This is a genomic window from Streptomyces decoyicus, assembly GCF_019880305.1.
GTDB lineage: Bacteria > Actinomycetota > Actinomycetes > Streptomycetales > Streptomycetaceae > Streptomyces > Streptomyces decoyicus.
In genome coordinates, this window is the sequence record NZ_CP082301.1 from 1,392,328 (window position 1) to 1,409,483 (window position 17,156).

Consider the following 17,156-nt stretch of genomic DNA (forward strand, 5'->3'; position numbering starts at 1 on the left):
GGCTGACGTCGACCAGGGAGGCGGCCTCGGCGGGGGCCCGCCGGCCGGCCGTGGTGAGCGCGAGGGTGTCACCGTCGGCGGTGATCCGGCCTCGGTCGGCCGGCGCGTGGAGGACCTCGTCGGCGCCTCTCGGAACAGATATGCATGCATAATGACAAGTACCTGTTTCCGAGTATGCTTCTCCCGGGGCGAGGGGGCAACGGGTTATGGCGGCGGGACGAGCGCGAGGAGAGTGCGGATGCACGGCGCGGAGCGGGACAGGCCGGCCGACGACACGGATGGGGAGGTCGCGGCGCTCGATGCCGAAGTCGCGGCGATCGAGCGCGCCATGGTGGCCCTGCGCCGCAGCGCCGCCCGCCGGACGCCGGCACGCCGGGCGGAGCGGCAGACCGGGGCGCCGGTGCCGGGGGGCGCCGCGTTCGATGTGCTGGATGTCGTCGAGGCCGCCGAGGAGCGCGGGGAACCGGCCGGGGTGCGCGAGGTGGCGGATGCACTCCGGGTCGACCAGCCGCGGGCGAGCAAGCTGGTGGCGGCGGCCGTGCAAGCCGGTCATCTCCGCCGGGAGGCCGACCAGACGGACGGACGGCGCACTCTGCTGGCCGTCACCCCGGACGGACGGGAGCTGCTGGAGGCCGTGCACACCTTCCGGCGGGCCATGGTGGCGCGGGTGACCCGGGACTGGCCGGCCGACGACCGTGCCGCGTTCGCCCGGCTGTTCACCCGCTTCATGGACGATTTCGGCGCGGCGAGCGGGGCTCCGGGGACGGAATGACCGGGCAGGCGGGCCCGCCCAGGGGCCGGCTGACCGGGCAAGGGGGCCACCCGGGACGGACCGACCGGAGAAGCGGGCCCACCCGGGACGGACCGACCGGAGAAGCGGGCCCACCCGGGACGGACCGACCGGAGAAGCGGGCCCACCCGGGACGGACCGACCGGAGAAGCGGGCCCACCCGGGACGGACTCACCGGAGAAGCGGGCCCACCCGGGACGGACCGACCGGATAGGGGAGCCGACCGGCCCGGCCCGTCCACCGCGTTCAGTCCTCGTCGGGCGGCAGCTCCCGCAGGACATCCCGCACCGTCTCCCGCACCATCCCGCGCAGCCAGCGGTGCCCCGCGTCGGCCTCCTGGCGCGGGTGCCAGGCCATCTCCATGGTCATCGGGGGCAGTTCGAGCGGGATCGGCAGGGTGCGCAGCCCCAGGCCGCGGACCGTCGAGGCCGCGGCGCGTGCGTTGGCCAGGCCGACCGCATCGCTGTCCCGGATCATCATCAGCGAGGCGGCGAAGGTCGGGACGGTGGCGATCACCGTGCGCCGCAGCCCGCGGTCGGCGAGCGCCGCGTCGAGCGGGCCGGTCAGCCGGCCGCGGCGGGAGAAGTTGAGGTGCGGGGCGGCGGCGAAGCGGCGCGCGGTGAGCTTCCCGGTGGTCAGCGGGTGCCCCTCGCGCACCACCGCGACGCTGCGGTCGACGAAAAGCTCCTCCCTGCGGATCTCCGGCTCGAGGCTGTCGATGACGCCCAGCTCCAGGTCCGCCGCACCGTCCCGCAGCAACGGCACATCGACATGGCTCTCCCCGAGGAAGCGCAGCACGACCCGCGGCGCCTCCTCGGCGACGCGGGCGACCAGCCGCGGGCCGAGGGCGGTGACGAACAGGTCATTGGCGTAGAGGGTGAACACCCGGGCCAGTTCGGCCGGATCGGCCGGCTCGGACGGGGCCAGCACTCCATGGGCCGCCTCCACCAGCCGGCGCACCTCGGCCCTGATCTCCAACGCGCGCGGGGTGGGCACCATATGACGGCCGGCCCGCACCAGGACGGGGTCGCCGACGGTGCGGCGGATACGGCCGAGCGCCCGGCTCATGGCCGGTCCGGAGAGGCCGAGCCGGTCGGCGGCCGCGGTCACGCTCTCTTCTTCGAGCAGGGCATCCAGCGCCGTCAGCAGATTGAGGTCGATGTTTGCGTTTCGCGCAACCATGAAGTGCACCCCTTGCATTTGAGGTCAACTCACCTGGACTCTAGCTTCCCTGCCATGACCTCGACCGTTTCACCTCCCCACTCCCCTCCCCCGCCGGTCGGCACCCTCGCCCGGCGGCGCTCGGTGACGGCCGCGATGTGCGCCTGCGTGCTGGTGGCGCAGTCGCTGGTGGCCGCGATGAACCTCGCGATACCCAAGATCGCCGCGAGCGGGCTGCACCCCTCCCCCGCCCAGCTGCTGTGGATCGTCGACACCTATGTGCTGGTCTTCGCGGGGCTGCTGATCCCGGCCGGTGCGCTCGGGGACCGCGCGGGCCGCAAGGGCGTCCTGCTCACCGGGCTCGGCGTGTTCGCCGCGGGCGCGCTGCTCAGCGCCCCCGCGACCACTCTGCCGGTGCTCCTGGCGGGCCGGGCGCTCTCGGGCGCGGGCGCCGCGCTCCTGGTCCCGGCGACCATGTCCGTCCTGCTGCACGCCTCCCCGCCCGACAGCAAGGCCGGGGCCGTCGCCGCCTGGAGCACGGCGGTCGGCCTCGGCGGGATGGCGGGCAACGCGGGCGGCGCGCTGATCCTCCAATACCTGCCCTGGCAGGGGCTGTTCTGGGCGTATGTGCCCCTCGCCCTGGCCCTGCTGGTCTGGGTCGCGAAGGCCGCGCCCCGGGTTCCCCGGCAGACCGCGACGCTCGATCTGCCGGGCTCGGCGCTGCTGGTCCTCGGGGCGGCGGCGCTGCTCTTCGGCATCATCGAAGGCCCGGGGCTGGGCTGGGTCTCGGTCCCGGTGGCCGGCGCCTTCGCCCTGGCGCTGGTGGTGTTCGCGCTGTTCGTACGGCACGGGCTGCGGGCCGCGCACCCGGTGCTGGACCCCCGGCTGTTCCGGCTGCGGCGGCTGCGGGCCGGCAGCATCGGCATCGCCGTCACGTTCTTCGGGATGTTCGCGCTCTTCTACGTCAATGCGCAGTTCCTGCAGTACGTGAAGGGATACTCACCGCTGCAGACGGGCTGCGCGCTCGTACCGCTCGCCTTCGGGATGCTGGCGGTGACGAAGTACGGGATGCGCGGGGCGCAACGGGCCGGCGAGGCCAGGACGGTCGGCGCGGGGCTGGCGCTGATCGCGGCCGGTCTGCTGCTGCTCTCCACCGCGGACGCCCACACCCCCTACCTCTGCTACCTGGTGTTTCTCCTGGTCATGTCGGCCGGTGCGGGGCTGGCGATGCCGACGCTCTCGCATGCGGTCGTGGCGTCCGTACCCGCCGGACGCTCCGGGATGGGGTCCGGACTCCAGGGCGCGGCACGGGAGTTGGGCGCGGCGCTGGGCGTCGCCGTGGTGGGCACGGTCCTGTCCGTGCGCTTCGCCTCGGGTACCGGAGACGGGGCCGCGGTGGCCGCCGCGTTCACGGATGCCACGGCGCTGGGCTACCGGATCGCGGCGGGCGTGGTGCTGGTGGCGGGCCTCTTCGTGGTGCGCGGTCTGCGCACCGGTTCGCGGGCCGAGCGGGATCCGGCCTTGACCTGAAGCGCGCTTGAGGTAGCAGCATCGTCGCCATGGACACCGAAGCGATGCAACGCCAACTGCAGTATCTGACGGACCGGGCGGAGATCACCGATCTGCTGGACCGCTACCTCCGCTCCCTGGACGAGGGGAGGTTCGACGAGGCCTGGGCCCGCGCCTTCCACACCGAGGACGTCACCGCCGAGCTGCCCGTCGGCACCGTCCACGGCCGCAGCGCCCTGCTGGCACGGGTCGGCGCCGCGATGGCCCTGTTCGACCGCACCGTGCATCTGGGGACCAACGCCGTCCTGGAGATCGACGGCGACCGGGCCACCGCCCGCGGCACCCAGCTGAGCACCCATGTCCTCGCCGACGGGACCGAGGGGGTCTTCATCTCGGCAGGTCATGCCGACAGCGAGCTGGTCAGGACCCCGGAGGGCTGGCGGATCGCGGCCTCGTCGCTGCGTATCGCCTGGACGCAGGGCACTCCGCCGCGGGTGCCGGCGGACCTTGGGGCGGGCGCCTGAGAGGGCCCGGAGGGGCAGCGGGTCCCCATGCCGTATGCCGGATGCCACCGAGCCGGGCGGACGGGGCGGGTGCGCGGCAGGCCCGCCCGTCCCCGGCCCCCCGGGCCGGGCCCAAGGAGAGACTCCCTACCCCGGCGCCCCCGAGCTGTAGCGCCGCAGCAGCGGCGAGAGCACCAGGACGGACTTCGTCCGCTCCACGAACGGCTCGCCCGCGATCCGCTCCAGCACCCGCTCGAAGTGCCGCATGTCGGAGGCGAAGACCTGGACGACGGCATCCGCCTCACCGGTGACGGTGGAGGCGGATGCCACTTCCGGGTAGCGCGACAGGCCGCGGTGGATCGCCTCGGGCGAGGTGTTGCGGCGGCAGTAGATCTCGATGAACCCCTCGGTCTCCCAGCCGAGCGCGGCCGGATCGACCCGTACCGTGAATCCGGTGATCGCGCCGTCGGCCCGCAGCCGGTCGACCCGGCGTTTGACGGCCGGCGCGGACAGCCCGACCTCCTGGCCGATGTCGGCATAGCTGCGGCGGGCGTCCTCGGCGAGGGCGTGGACGATGCGTTCGTCGAGATCGTTCAGTCGCACTGCGGGTGGATCACTTCTCTGCGGTGGCCAATCGGGAGCGGCGCAAGCCGTATCCGAAGTAGACCACAAGGCCCACGGCCATCCAGACACCGAAGACCACCCAGGTCACGGCGCCGAGGCTGCCCATCATGTAGAGGCACAGCAGGAAGCCGATCGCCGGGAAGAGCGGCGAGAGCGGGGTGCGGAAGCTGCGCGGCATGTCGGGCCGGGTGCGGCGCAGCACGATCACCGCGATGTTGACCAGCGCGAAGGCGAACAGCGTGCCGATGCTGGTGGCGTCGGCCAGCTCGCCCAGCGGCACCGCGGCGGCGAGGATCCCGCAGAACAGCGAAACGATCACGGTGTTGGCACGCGGCGCACCGCTCTTGGGGTGCACCTTGGCGAACACCTTCGGCACCAGCCCGTCCCGGGACATCGCGAACAGGATGCGGGTCTGGCCGTAGAGCACGGTCAGCACGACGCTGGCGATGGCGATGACCGCGCCGAAGGCGAGCAGCACGGCCCAGAAGCTCTGGCCGGTGACGTCCCTCATGATCCCGGCCAGCGCGGCCTCCGAGCCCTTGAACTTCTGCCAGGGCATGGCGCCGACGGCGATGGCCGCGACCAGGCAGTACAGCGCGGTGACGATCACCAGCGAGAGCATGATCGCTCGCGGCATGTCGCGCTGCGGGTTCTTGGCCTCCTCGCCCGCGGTGGAGGCGGCGTCGAAGCCGATGTACGAGAAGAACAGGGTGGCGCCGGCGGCGCTGACACCCGCCATGCCCATCGGCATGAAGTTCGCGTAGTTGCCCGACTTCACGCCCTGCACGGCGACGCCGCAGAACAGCAGCAGGGCGACGATCTTGACGACGACCATGATCGTGTTGGCCCGGGCGCTCTCCTTGGCCCCGCCCAGCAGGAACACCATCGCGAGCAGCACGACCAGCAGCGCCGGCAGGTTGAAGATGCCGCCGTCGCCGGGCGGCTGGGACAGCGCGTCCGGGATGGTGAACCCGAGCGTGCCGTCGAGCAGTTCGTTCAGGTACTGGCCCCAGCCCACGGCGACCGCCGCGACCGAGACGCCGTACTCCAGGATCAGGCACCAGCCGCAGACCCAGGCGACCAGCTCACCGAGGGTGGCGTAGGCGTAGGAGTACGACGATCCGGAGACCGGGATGGTGCCGGCCAGCTCCGCGTAGGACAGCGCGGAGAACAGCGCGGTGATACCGGCGATGACGAAGGAGATGATGACCGCGGGCCCGGCGTCCGGGACGGCCTCGCCGAGGACCACGAAGATGCCGGTGCCCAGCGTGGCACCGATGCTGATCATGGTCAGCTGCCACATGCCCATCGTGCGGCGGAGCGATCCCCCCTCGCCCTTGCCGCCCTCCGCAACCAGCCGCTCGACGGGCTTGCGCCGCATCAGCCGGGTGCCGAGGCCTCCGGGGGCGGGCGGTGGGGGCCCTGCGGGTGGGGCTGCGCCGTGCTCCAACACTGGGGTGGCTCCTTTATCGCTGCCGATCAGATGACGGGTACGGATGACGGCGACCGGCAGCGGTCGGTACAAGGGCATGCCGGAGCATGCCGCAGCAGGAGACCGCCGAGCAGACGGACTCCGTCACTCCACGTACAGCGCTTGACCTTACGGCCCGCCGCTGACCTGCCGTAATGCAGGTTCCTTGCGCAACAGCGAAGGATCGTTGCGCACCGGTGCGGCGGGCGGCCGTTCGTTGCGCGCCGGGGTCCGATCGTACGGGTTCCGGCGGAGCGGGGCGGACCGGGGGACCGGGTTCCGGATATGCGACCGGCCCCGCACCGAGTCGGTGCGGGGCCGGTGTGCGGCGGTGCCGGGGCCCGCGCGTGGCCCCGTGGCGGGTCAGTTCCAGCTGTCGTGCAGCGGCTTGCCCTCGGCGTAGCCGGCGGCGCTCTGCACACCGACCACGGCCTTCTCGGCGAACTCCGCCAGGGAGGCGGCGCCCGCGTAGGTGCAGGAGCTGCGGACACCCGCGATGACCGAGTCGATCAGGTCCTCGACACCGGGGCGCACCTGGTCGATGAACATCCGCGAGGTGGAGATGCCCTCCTCGAAGAGGCCCTTGCGGGCGCGGTCGTAGGCCGACTCGTCGCTCGTACGGTTGCGCACCGCACGCGCGGAGGCCATGCCGAAGCTCTCCTTGTACGGCCGGCCGTCGGCGGTGTGCTGGAGGTCGCCGGGCGATTCGAGGGTGCCGGCGAACCAGGAGCCGATCATGACGTTGGACGCACCCGCGGCCAGCGCCATGGCGACATCGCGGGGGTGCCGGATGCCACCGTCGGCCCAGACGTGCTTGCCGGACTTCCTCGCCTCGGCGGCGCACTCCAGGACCGCGGAGAACTGCGGCCGGCCGACGCCGGTCATCATCCGGGTGGTGCACATCGCGCCCGGTCCCACGCCGACCTTGATGATGTCCGCGCCGGCCTCGATCAGATCGCGGACGCCCTCGGCGGAGACGATGTTGCCCGCCACGATCGGCACCTGCGGGTCCAGCCCGCGGACGGCCCTGACCGCGGTGATCATCGACTCCTGGTGGCCGTGCGCGGTGTCCACCACGAGGGTGTCCACGCCGGCTTCCAGCAGCGCCTTGGCCCGGCCGGCCACATCGCCGTTGATGCCGACGGCGGCCGCGATCCGCAGCTTGCCGTCGGCGTCCGTGGCGGGGGTGTACAGGGTGGCGCGGAGCGCTCCCTTGCGGGTGAGGATGCCGACCAGCATGCCGTCCGCGTCGACCGCGGGCGCGAGCTTGCGGTTGGCGGCGTCGAGGCGGTTGAAGGCCTCCCGCGGATCGATGTCCGCGTCCAGGACGAGCAGGTCCCTGGACATGACCTCGGCCACCTGCGTGAAGCGGTCCACACCGGCCAGGTCGTGCTCGGTGACGACGCCGACCGGGCGGCCGCCCTCGACGACGATGCCCGCGCCGTGCGCCCGCTTGGGCAGCAGCGACAGGGCGTCGGCCACGGTCGCGACCGGGGACAGCACGATCGGTGTGTCCAGAACCAGATGGCGGCGCTTGACCCAGGTCACGACCTCGGTGACGACGTCGAGCGGAATGTCCTGCGGAATGACGACCAGGCCACCACGGCGGGCAACGGTCTCGGCCATCCGGCGGCCGGCGATCGCCGTCATGTTGGCGACCACGAGCGGGATGGTGGTACCGGTCCCGTCGTGCGAGGAGAGGTCCACTCCCTGGCGGGAGCCCACGGCGGAGCGGCCGGGCACCATGAACACGTCGTCGTAGGTCAGGTCGTAGGGCACCGAAGAACTCTCTTCGAGCGCGCCGTTCTTCGGATTCAGGAATCGCATATGGCCAGGATACGGGCCCTGACCAGGGGTCATGTGATAATCCGAGCCATGCCCCGGCTGTGTGTGCGATCCGCCAAACGGCACTGCGGCGGCTGAGGTGGCCACGTCAGGCCGGGGTGCTCGGCGCGGACGGCGGACCGTCTGGCATCGCCGCCGGTCAGGCCCGGTACGGCGTCGCTACACGCCCTGCCGGTCCCGCCCCCTGGCCATGATCACGGCCAGGCCGGTGTCCGTGTCGCGCCAGTAACCCACCGCATCGGCCAGGATGCCCTCGACGACGCTCCACTCGTCCGGCGCCGCGGCCGCGTAGCCCTGCCAGCCCGTCAGGACGAGCAGCCGGCCGCGGTCGGCGGGGCACCAGGACAGATCGGTGAGGCAGTCGGCGAGCGCGTCCCAGTTGCGGCCGAACCAGTCCGGCAGCCGCAGCGCGCCGGCGCAGCCCTCCATGAAGGCGGCCTTGTCCACGACCCCCTCCAGGTCCAGTGAGGCGGCCGTCCAGCCGGCCTCCCGCGCGGCGGCGAGCGCCTCCGCCACCGAGCGCTCCGCGGGCCACGGCAGCACTCCCGGGGGCGTACTGCCGTCGAGCACCGCCGCGAGCGGCCGGGGCACAGAACCCGTCATCGGAGCACCGCCTTGAAGGTCCGGTAGTGGTCGTCGGTGTAGTAGGTCTCATGGCTCTGGCCGGTGACGAGCCGGCGGGCGCCGCGGTCCGCAGAGCCCGGCGTGCGGACCGTGTACTCGTGGTAGTGGCCGCGCGGCTGACGGGGCAGCAGCCGCTCGCGGTTGCCGAAGACGGTCCCGTCCTGCGCGTACGGGAAGGGCCCGCCGGCGTTGATGAGCCGGAGGGTGTCCCGCGCCTGGGAGGGCAGCGCGCCGACCGGGACGACCGGCATGCCCTGCGCCCAGTCCGGTACGCGGGTGGGGTCCGGTGCCTCGGCGACGGCCGTGGCGGTGGAGCGCCCCGGCCCGGGTGAACTCCCCGTGTCTCCACCGCCCGTGGCACACCCGGCCAGCACGAGGAGCAGCCCGGCGAGCAGCGCGCCGAGGGCAGCGGCGGCACGGCGCGGGACGGAGCGGATCACCATGCGCCGATGCTGTCACAGGCCTGCGCAGGCTGCTCGTCGATGGCGGCGTCCGGGGCGCCCGGGGCGGGCGGCGGGGCCGGCGCCCGCTGCCGCGCGCACCGGGTCACGCTGCGGTGGAGGTCACGCCCCGTCAGGGTCCGCCCGGTCCAGTGCGGGGCGCGGCCCGGGGCCGGTCTCCAGCAGCAGATGGTCGGCGGCGGCGGTGTCCGTGACCAGGCTCGTCACCAGCCCGGAGCGCAGGACCGCGCCGATCGCGTCGGCCTTGCGCCGGCCGCCGGCGATGGCCACGACCTCCGGGATGCGGCGGAGCCGGTCCGCCTCGACGGTGATGCACCGCTCGCCGAGGTCCCGGCCGATCCGCCGCCCCTCGGCGTCGAAGAGGTGCGCCGACATCTCGGCGGCCGCACCCAGCGAGGCGTAGTGCTCCCGCTCCTGCTCCGAGAGCATGTCGTAGACGGTGGAGACACCCGGCTCCCAGGAGCCGATGGAGACACAGGCGACGGTGACCTTGTCGAAGTAGTCGAAGGCGCGGGCGATACCGGTCTGGCGGCGCAGCGCCTCGGCGGTCGCCGAGTCGGGCAGCAGCATCGGCGCATAGATCGGATGCGCCTCGCCACCGGCGACATCGGCCGCGCGGCGCACCGCCTCGACCGACCCGCGGTCGGCGGTGCCCGCGTCGTAGACACCGGTCAACTGCACGACGGTGCACGGCGGGAGGTGGTGCAGCGCGGCCGCCATGTGAATGGTCGACCGGCCCCAGGCCAGGCCGAGCACATCGCCCTCGGTGACCAGCTCGCCGAGGAGGTCGGCCGCGACCTCACCGAGGTTCTCGGGGTCGGCGGCGTCATCGGGCGGGGTCTGGCCGCCGAAGGCGGGGGGAGTGTCCGCGGGGGACTCGACGACCACCGCGTGCCGCAGGCCGTAGCGGGCCCGCAGGGCGTCGGAGCGCTCGGCGTCCAGCTCGGAGGGCACCCGGATCTCGATCCGTACGAGATCACGCTCCAGGGCGGTCTCCAGCACCCGCGCGACCTTGAACCGGCTGACGCCGAACTCCTCCGCGATCTGGATCTTCGACTTGCCCTCAAGATAGAAACGGCGGGCCATGGCCGCGGCCTGCACCAGCTCGGCAGGGCCCATTCCGGACTGTGGGCGGCTGGCTACCACGAAATTCTCCCCTTTTGCGCATCTGATCGAGTCTTTGCTCATCCTTTCAGAAACCCGGCGGCAACGGGGACCACGACCGCCCCGACCTCGTGAACGCTGGGTTGCGCCACGTACAACGGGCGGCACGCCCCCGCCACGGACGGCTTCCCGTGGCGTGAATCAGACGGACCGCCCGCCCGCCCCCGCCGGCCGCCGTCAGTGCGCGCAGCCCCAGCCCGCTGCCGCGGTCGCCGTCTCGGCCTTCTCGCGCAGGTCCCGGACCGCCTTCGCCGGGTCGTCCGCGCCATACACCGCGGAGCCCGCCACGAACACGTCGGCGCCCGCCTCCGCGCACCGCTCGATGGTCTCCGCCGAGACCCCGCCGTCCACCTGGAGCGCCAGCTCCAGACCGTGCCGGGAGATCAGCTCACGGGTGCGGCGGATCTTCGGAAGCATGATGTCCAGGAACGCCTGACCGCCGAAGCCGGGCTCCACGGTCATGATCAGCAGCATGTCGAGCTCGGGGAGCAGATCCTCGTACGGCTCGATCGGTGTGGCCGGCTTCAGCGCCATCGACGCCCGTGCGCCCTTGGCCCGGATCTCCCGCGCCAGCCGCACCGGCGCGGCCGCCGCCTCCACATGGAAGGTCACGGACCCGGCCCCGGCCTCGATGTACTGCGGCGCCCAGCGGTCCGGGTCCTCGATCATCAGATGCAGATCGAGGGGGGTGTCCGTCGCCTTGCTCAGCGACTCGACCACCGGCACACCCAGGGTGAGATTCGGGACGAAGTGGTTGTCCATGACGTCGACATGCAGCCAGTCGGCGCCCTCGACGGCCCGCGCCTCCTCGGCGAGGCGGGCGAAGTCTGCGGACAGGATGCTGGGGTTGATCAAGGCCATGCCCCCAGTATGGCGTGCGGGCCGGGGACGGACGCAGGCGGGACGGAAGGGGGGCCGGGACGGACGCCGGAGGGAGCTCAGGCCGGATCCGGCGGCGCGCTACCGCGGCCGGCGACGGAGCCCGTCAACCGGTCGCGTGACGCTGCCGGCAGCCGCGGCCCGCCGCGCTCAGCCCGTCCGTCGCAGCAGCGCCAGGTACATCGCGTCCGTGCCGTGCAGATGCGGCCACAGCTGGACGTCCGGGCCGTCGCCCAGGGCCGGTACGCCGGGCATCAGGGGCCGGGCGTCGATCCACTCCACCTGCACCGGCTCGCCGCCCCGCCCCTTGAGGACGTCGTCCACCACGGCCCGGGTCTCGGCCGGATGCGGCGAGCAGGTCGCGTAGCCGACGACACCGCCGACCCGCACCGCCGCGAGTGCCTGCCGCAGCAGCTCGCGCTGGAGCGGGGCGAAGCCGTCCAGGTCCTCGGGACGACGCCGCCAGCGCGCCTCCGGCCGCCGGCGCAGCGCGCCCAAGCCGGTGCACGGCACGTCCACCAGGACCCGGTCGAAGGCGCCGGGCTGCCAGGCGGGGCGGGTGCCGTCGGCGGCGATGACCGCGTACGGGCCGGGGTTGCCCTCCAGCGCCCGTGCCACCAGACGTGCGCGGTGCGGCTGCTTCTCCGACGCCAGCAGGGCGGCACCACGCTGCGCCGCGAGCGCCGCCAGCAGCGCCGCCTTGCCGCCGGGGCCCGCGCAGCCGTCGAGCCAGGCGCGGTCGGGGCCCTCGACGGGCGCGTTCGCCAGCGCGAGGGCGACGAGCTGGCTGCCCTCGTCCTGCACCCCGGCGCGCCCCTCGCGGACCGGGTCCAGGGCGCCCGGCTCGCCGCCTTCCGCGAGCCGCACCGCATACGGGGACCAGCGCCCGGGGAGCGCACTGTCCTCGCCCACCACCGCCAGCAGCTCCTCGGCGGTGGACCGGCCGGGCCGGGCCACCAACGTCACCTCGGGACGCTCGTTGTCCGCCTCCAGCAGGTCCTCGATGCCGGCCCGCCCTCCGCCGAGCGCGTCCCACAGCGCCGAGACGATCCAGCGGGGGTGCGCATGCACGATGCCGAGGTGGTCCTCGGGGTCCTCGTCGTACTCCGGGGCGACCCGCTCCAGCCAGCCGTCCAGGTCATGGGCCGCGATCTTGCGCAGCACCGCGTTGACGAACTTCGCCCGCCCGTCGCCCAGCACCACCCGCGCCAGCTCGACGCTGGCACTCACCGCGGCATGGGTCGGAATCCTGGTGCCGAGCAACTGGTGCGCGCCGAGGGTCAGCACATCCAGGACCGGCGGGTCCACCTCCCGCAGCGGGCGGTCCACGCACTGCGCGATGATCGCGTCATACGTCCCCTGCCGCCGCAGCGACCCGTAGACCAACTCCGTCGCCAGCGCCGCGTCCCGGGCGTCGAAGTCGCCGCCCTCACGCGCCTTGCGCAGCAACGGCGGCAGCACGAGATTCGCATACGCGTCCCGCTCGTCGACGGCCCGCAACGCCTCGAACGCGAGGATCCTGACCGGGTCCTTCTGCGGGCGGCGATAGGGCTTGCTGGGGCGGCGACGCGGCTGCTGACTCACAGAAAAGGTGCTCCGGGTACGAGATGAGGGGTCCGTCCCAGCCTACGCGGGCGCGCGGGCGGAGCGCGCCGGAGGCCGGACGGCGGACCGGGCCGCCGCCCGGAGGCAACAGGCCCCGGTCAGGGGCGGCTCCGGGGCGGGTTCCGGCGGCCGGGGCTCAGCCCCCCAGCCGCTCCCCGCCCTCGATACGCACCCCGCGCGCCCAGTCCGCCGCCTTCATGGGCTTCTTGCCCTGCGGCTGGACCCAGACGAGTTCGACAGGATGACTGCCGGTGCCGACGTACACCGCCTTCTTCGTGACGGCGAGTTCGCCGGGCGCCAGGGCCGGCTCGGTGTGGCCCGCGGCGGAGGCGGCCGACATCAGCTTGAGGCGCTCACCGCGGAACACCGTCCAGGCCCCGGGCGCGGGCGCACAACCGCGGATCACCCGGTCGACCCGCAGCGCGGGCGCCGTCCAGTCCACCTTCGCGTCCTCGACCTCGATCTTCGGCGCGAGCGTGACGCCCTCGGCCGGCTGCGGCACCGCCTCCAGCGTGCCGTCCTCGATGCCGTCCATCGTCGCCACGAGCAGCCCGGAACCGGCGAACGCCAGCCGGGTGAGCAGATCGCCGCTGGTGTCCGTCGGCCGGACCTCCTCGGTCAGCACCCCGAAGACCGGGCCGGAGTCCAGTCCGGTCTCGATCTGGAACGTCGAGGCACCGGTCACCTCGTCCCCCGCCAGCACCGCATGCTGCACGGGCGCCGCGCCCCGCCATGCGGGCAGCAGCGAGAAGTGCAGATTGACCCACCCCTTGGCGGGAATGTCGAGCGCGGACTTCGGCAGCAGCGCACCATAGGCGACCACCGGGCAGCAGTCCGGCGCGATCTCCCGCAGCCGGGCCAGAAAGTCCTCGTCGCGCGGCTTGACGGGCTTGAGCACCTCGATGCCCGCCTCCTCCGCGCGCTCCGCCACCGGACTGGCGACCAGCCTCCGGCCGCGTCCGGCGGGCGCGTCGGGCCGGGTGACGACGGCCACGACCTCGTGCCGGTCCGAGGCGATCAGGGCATCGAGGGCGGGTACGGCAACCTCGGGGGTGCCGGCGAAGACAAGCCTCATGGGTGGCGAACTACCTCTCACACGCAGCGGAACGACACACCAGTCTATGGGTCCCGTCCCAGGCCATAGGTGGTGGATCCAGGGGGCGTACAAGATTTCCCGCGCCTCGTACGGAAGCTCGTGCGCCCCCATACCGTGACCAGAGCCGCTGCTGTCGCGTTGGTCAAACAGCATTGACCCGGACCGGGCCGCTTTGGCGGCCCGCTCGCTTTCACCCTTCCTTTCCACGCCGGTTCGAGAGGCTTGCTCATGGCCGACCACGCAACCCACGACGCCCAGGCGCGCGCCAGCCTGCATCTCCTGGTGCGGGACATCGAGCGGGTGCGCCGGCAGGTGGACGCCCTGCGCACGCTGACCGCGCAGCTCGGCAACGTCTACCGGCCGCGGCGCACGGGGCCCTCCGCGGGCTTCGTCGTCTACGGACGCGCCCCCGCCCCGACGGTGCGCCTCGCCCAGGAGCTACGGGACAGCGTCGAAACGCTCGTCACGGCCGCGGTCGATTTCGACCGTTCGCTGGGATTCTCCTGGGACGCGGTGGGCTCGGCGCTCGGCGTCACCAAACAGGCGGTGCACCGCCGTTACGGTGCCCGCAGAGCCGCCGCCCAGCCCACCGCGGAGAACAACGGCGGTGAGCCGACGGTGCGTTCGTCCGATGCCGCCGCCGCGACCCGCGCAGTGACCATGGCCGCGGGCCTGCCCGGTTCCGCGTCCGTTCCGGCCGCCCGCTCCATGCCCGCCCAACCCTCCGCGGTCTCCCGCGACGAGCCGGCCCGCCCGGGCTCCTTCCCCGGCCCCCGCAACGGCTGAACCCCCCGGCACCGAGCGCCCTCCGCTCCCCCTTCGCTCGCCAACGCCCTGGGACCACCCACTGACATCGGTCCCGGGGCGGCGCCATGTCCGGAGGCTGACGGGCGACATGACGCCGCGTCATCACCCGGGCGCTCCGTCTCGTCTCTGCGCATCCTGACTCGCGGCTCCCGGCTCCCGGCTCCCGGCTCCCGGCTCCCGGCTCCCGGCTCCCGGCTCCCGGCTCCCGGCTCCCGGCGACAGTGTCACGGCCGGAGCGTCCGCACCTCTCTCGCCGCGGTGCGGCGGACTCCCCCGGGACGGACGACGCCCCGCCGGGGACGACACCCCGCCGACTCCGCGGCTCCGCCCGCCACTCCGTCCAACTCCCGCCATCCGCTCATCGGCCCTCACCCCAGGTCGGGCGGATCGATCCGCACCCGTACAGCCTCCCCCTCCCGCTTGACCAGCCGGGCCGCGCGGGCGGCCTTGAGCGCCGCGGCGAGGGCGGCCCCCTGGCCGGGACGGACGCGTACCAGTGCGCGCTCCCACTGCTCGCCGGGCGGAGGGTCACCCGGCCGGCGCGGCCGCCCGGGGTCCGGCACCGGCAGCGGTACGGGCCCCAACACCTCGGCTTCCGCGGGGAGTTCGGCGTCTCGCAGCAGCTCGACGACGTCCTCGGCGCGGCCGGCCACGGAGGCCATCCGGGACACCGGAGGGAAACCCAGCTCGGCCCGCTCGGCCAGCTCGCGGACCGCATGGCCGACCGGATCCCAGCGCACCAGCGCCTGCACCGGCCGCAGCGTCGGTTCCGCGATCACCGCGACGGTGCCGCCCTCCGCCTGGCCCCGGACCAGCGCGGCGGCGCCCAGCCAGCGGCGCAGCGCCTCCTCCCCCGCCCGCAGATCCGGCCGTCCCAGCAGCGCCCAGCCGTCCAGCAGCAGCGCCGCCGCATATCCGCCGTCCTCGGCCACCGGCTCGGCGCCCGGGGTGCTCACCACGAGCGCGGGGGCACCCGGAACCGTGATCAGCACATGATCACGCCCCGAGGTGCGCACCGGGACCGAAGGGAACACCCGGCCCAACTCCTCCGCCGTCCGCCGCGCCCCCACGATCTGGGCCCGCAGCCGCGCGCCGCCGCACTCGGCGCAGTGCCAGTCCGGGTCCGGACGGCCGCACCAGGCGCAGGCCAGCTCCCCCGCCTCCTGTGACTCCAGCGGACCCGCGCAGGCCCGGCAGCGCGCGGGGGTACGGCACCGTTCGCAGGCCAGCCGGGGCGCATATCCGCGGCGCGGAACCTGGACGAGCACCGGTCCGTGCTTGAGGCCCTCGCGCACCACCTGCCAGGCCATCGACGGCAGCCGGGCGGCGCGCGCGGCGGCGTCCCGCGCCTCGTCACCGTCGCTGACCGTACGCACCAGGGGCGCCGCGGCCCGCACCTGCTCGCGGTCGGCGGCCAGCGGGCGCGCCCAGCCCGTCTCGACCAGCTGGGCCGCCTCGACCGTGCAGCTCAGCCCGCCCAGCAGAAACCCGGCGCGCTCATTGACCGACCGCTGGATGAGGACCTCGCGGGCATGGGGCTGAGGGGCATGCGGATCACTGTGGCTGGCGTCCCCGTCGTCCCACAGGGCGACCAGACCCAGGTCGGTGACCGGCGCGAACATCGCCGCCCGGGTCCCGACCACGGCGCGCACCGCACCACGGCTGACCGCCAGCCAGCGGCGATAGCGCTCCTCGGGCCCGGCATCGGCGGTCAGCAGCACATGCCGGCCTTCCCCGATCAGCTCGCCGAGCGCCGCGTCCACCCGCGCCGCGGCGCGCCCGTCCGGCACCACCACCAGCGCACCACGCCCACCCGCCAGCGCCGCGGCCGCCGCCCGCGCCAGCTCCTCGGGCCAGGTCGCCCCGGGCAGCGCCGTCCACACCGCCCGCGGCGCATCCCCCCGCGTCAGCGCCGCCAGGAACCCGGGGCCGGCCCCGTACCGCTCCCAACTACCGGGCTCCGGCGGCGCGTTGGGCGGCAGTGGCGCAGGCGACGGCTTGGCCTCCGCTCGGGCCCGCCGCGGCGGCACCGCCAGCTGCACCACATCGGCGAGCGTCCCGGCATAGCGGTCCGCCACCGCCCGGCACAGCCCCAGCAGCTCGGGCGTCAGCACCCGCTCGGACGACAGCACCTGCGCAAGGGGAGCGAGCACCCCCCGGTAGTCGCTCTCCGCGGCCCGCTCCACGATGTACCCGCTGACCAGCTTGCCGCCCTCACGGCGGCCGCCCTTCTCCCCCGCCCCGAACCGCACCCGTACCCGCACCCCGGGCTGCGCCTCGGCATCCATCGCCGCGGGCACCGCGTAGTCGAAATACCGGTCGAGGTGCACCAGCCCCTTGTCGACCAGCACCCGCGCCACCGGCAGCCCGGCAGCCAGCTCGGCCCCCCGCCAGGTCCGCGGCTTCGCCCGCTCCGCCTTGGTCTCCCGCACGGCCTCCCGGATGAGGGCCAACTGCTCGCCCGCACCCGCCGCCCCCGCCTCCGGTCGCCCGTTCTCCCTGCTCACAGCATCAAGTCTTAGCAGACGGCACTGACAGCGTGCGGTGCCCTGTGGACAGCCGACGGCCCCGGACCGTCAAGCGGTCCGGGGCCGTGCTCACAGCGAGTGGCGTGCAG

15 protein-coding genes are annotated in these 17,156 nt (G+C 73.9%); 4 read left to right on the plus strand and 11 right to left on the minus strand.

Annotation, left to right across the window (positions count from 1 at the left end; genetic code table 11):
• Positions 1-238 precede the first annotated feature (238 nt).
• Complete coding sequence (locus K7C20_RS06055) at positions 239-772, plus strand: MarR family winged helix-turn-helix transcriptional regulator (protein WP_078952802.1); 534 nt, start codon at positions 239-241, stop codon at positions 770-772.
• Between the two features lie 264 nt (positions 773-1,036).
• On the opposite strand, the gene K7C20_RS06060 is transcribed toward K7C20_RS06055, so the two are convergent.
• On the minus strand, positions 1,037-1,972 hold the full coding sequence (locus K7C20_RS06060; RefSeq protein WP_048828788.1) for a LysR family transcriptional regulator: 936 nt from the start codon (positions 1,970-1,972) through the stop codon (positions 1,037-1,039).
• Positions 1,973-2,026: 54 nt separating this feature from the next.
• Between K7C20_RS06060 and K7C20_RS06065 the strand changes: the two genes are divergently transcribed.
• Complete coding sequence (locus K7C20_RS06065) at positions 2,027-3,481, plus strand: MFS transporter (protein WP_053208425.1); 1,455 nt, start codon at positions 2,027-2,029, stop codon at positions 3,479-3,481.
• A gap of 29 nt (positions 3,482-3,510) precedes the next feature.
• Positions 3,511-3,984 carry a nuclear transport factor 2 family protein gene (locus K7C20_RS06070; RefSeq protein ID WP_030076494.1) on the plus strand — a complete coding sequence of 158 codons (474 nt, stop codon included), beginning with the start codon at positions 3,511-3,513 and terminating at the stop codon, positions 3,982-3,984.
• Positions 3,985-4,110: 126 nt separating this feature from the next.
• On the opposite strand, the gene K7C20_RS06075 is transcribed toward K7C20_RS06070, so the two are convergent.
• The 9 genes from K7C20_RS06075 to fmt form a co-directional block, all read right to left on the minus strand.
• Positions 4,111-4,566, minus strand: coding sequence for an Lrp/AsnC family transcriptional regulator (locus K7C20_RS06075; protein WP_030076492.1), 456 nt, complete (start codon positions 4,564-4,566; stop codon positions 4,111-4,113).
• 10 nt (positions 4,567-4,576) lie between these two features.
• Positions 4,577-6,040, minus strand: a complete 1,464-nt coding sequence (locus K7C20_RS06080; RefSeq protein WP_030076490.1) for an amino acid permease — start codon at positions 6,038-6,040, stop codon at positions 4,577-4,579.
• A 381-nt stretch (positions 6,041-6,421) separates the two neighbouring features.
• On the minus strand, positions 6,422-7,885 hold the full coding sequence (locus tag K7C20_RS06085) for a GuaB1 family IMP dehydrogenase-related protein (protein ID WP_030076488.1): 1,464 nt from the start codon (positions 7,883-7,885) through the stop codon (positions 6,422-6,424).
• Positions 7,886-8,062: 177 nt separating this feature from the next.
• A complete protein-coding gene (locus K7C20_RS06090) occupies positions 8,063-8,506 on the minus strand; it encodes a barstar family protein (protein ID WP_053208426.1) in 444 nt (147 codons plus the stop codon).
• Positions 8,503-8,970, minus strand: coding sequence for a guanyl-specific ribonuclease (locus K7C20_RS06095; RefSeq protein WP_053208427.1), 468 nt, complete (start codon positions 8,968-8,970; stop codon positions 8,503-8,505). The genes K7C20_RS06090 and K7C20_RS06095 overlap by 4 nt, the downstream gene beginning before the upstream one ends.
• A gap of 120 nt (positions 8,971-9,090) precedes the next feature.
• Positions 9,091-10,107, minus strand: a complete 1,017-nt coding sequence (locus K7C20_RS06100; protein WP_030076480.1) for a sugar-binding transcriptional regulator — start codon at positions 10,105-10,107, stop codon at positions 9,091-9,093.
• A 222-nt stretch (positions 10,108-10,329) separates the two neighbouring features.
• Complete coding sequence (gene rpe / locus K7C20_RS06105; protein WP_030076478.1) at positions 10,330-11,013, minus strand: ribulose-phosphate 3-epimerase; 684 nt, start codon at positions 11,011-11,013, stop codon at positions 10,330-10,332.
• 168 nt (positions 11,014-11,181) lie between these two features.
• Positions 11,182-12,615: an RsmB/NOP family class I SAM-dependent RNA methyltransferase gene (locus tag K7C20_RS06110; RefSeq protein WP_030076476.1), complete on the minus strand. Its 1,434-nt coding sequence runs from the start codon at positions 12,613-12,615 to the stop codon at positions 11,182-11,184.
• 157 nt (positions 12,616-12,772) lie between these two features.
• A complete protein-coding gene (gene fmt, locus K7C20_RS06115) occupies positions 12,773-13,711 on the minus strand; it encodes a methionyl-tRNA formyltransferase (protein ID WP_053208428.1) in 939 nt (312 codons plus the stop codon).
• Between the two features lie 249 nt (positions 13,712-13,960).
• Between fmt and K7C20_RS06120 the strand changes: the two genes are divergently transcribed.
• Positions 13,961-14,518 carry a hypothetical protein gene (locus K7C20_RS06120; RefSeq protein ID WP_053208429.1) on the plus strand — a complete coding sequence of 186 codons (558 nt, stop codon included), beginning with the start codon at positions 13,961-13,963 and terminating at the stop codon, positions 14,516-14,518.
• Between the two features lie 389 nt (positions 14,519-14,907).
• Here the strand turns inward: K7C20_RS06120 and K7C20_RS06125 are convergent, their stop codons facing one another.
• Positions 14,908-17,046, minus strand: coding sequence for a primosomal protein N' (locus K7C20_RS06125; protein WP_053208430.1), 2,139 nt, complete (start codon positions 17,044-17,046; stop codon positions 14,908-14,910).
• Positions 17,047-17,156: the final 110 nt, after the last annotated feature.

Bases quoted from the DNA above. Each gene is read 5' to 3' on its own strand.
- K7C20_RS06055 (WP_078952802.1), top strand. From the start codon at position 239: ATGCACGGCGCGGAGCGGGACAGGCCGGCCGACGACACGGATGGGGAG.
- K7C20_RS06060 (WP_048828788.1), bottom strand. From the start codon at position 1,972: ATGGTTGCGCGAAACGCAAACATCGACCTCAATCTGCTGACGGCGCTG.
- K7C20_RS06065 (WP_053208425.1), top strand. From the start codon at position 2,027: ATGACCTCGACCGTTTCACCTCCCCACTCCCCTCCCCCGCCGGTCGGC.
- K7C20_RS06070 (WP_030076494.1), top strand. From the start codon at position 3,511: ATGGACACCGAAGCGATGCAACGCCAACTGCAGTATCTGACGGACCGG.
- K7C20_RS06085 (WP_030076488.1), bottom strand. From the start codon at position 7,885: ATGCGATTCCTGAATCCGAAGAACGGCGCGCTCGAAGAGAGTTCTTCG.
- K7C20_RS06090 (WP_053208426.1), bottom strand. From the start codon at position 8,506: ATGACGGGTTCTGTGCCCCGGCCGCTCGCGGCGGTGCTCGACGGCAGT.
- K7C20_RS06095 (WP_053208427.1), bottom strand. From the start codon at position 8,970: ATGGTGATCCGCTCCGTCCCGCGCCGTGCCGCCGCTGCCCTCGGCGCG.
- K7C20_RS06100 (WP_030076480.1), bottom strand. From the start codon at position 10,107: ATGGGCCCTGCCGAGCTGGTGCAGGCCGCGGCCATGGCCCGCCGTTTC.
- rpe (WP_030076478.1), bottom strand. From the start codon at position 11,013: ATGGCCTTGATCAACCCCAGCATCCTGTCCGCAGACTTCGCCCGCCTC.
- fmt (WP_053208428.1), bottom strand. From the start codon at position 13,711: ATGAGGCTTGTCTTCGCCGGCACCCCCGAGGTTGCCGTACCCGCCCTC.
- K7C20_RS06120 (WP_053208429.1), top strand. From the start codon at position 13,961: ATGGCCGACCACGCAACCCACGACGCCCAGGCGCGCGCCAGCCTGCAT.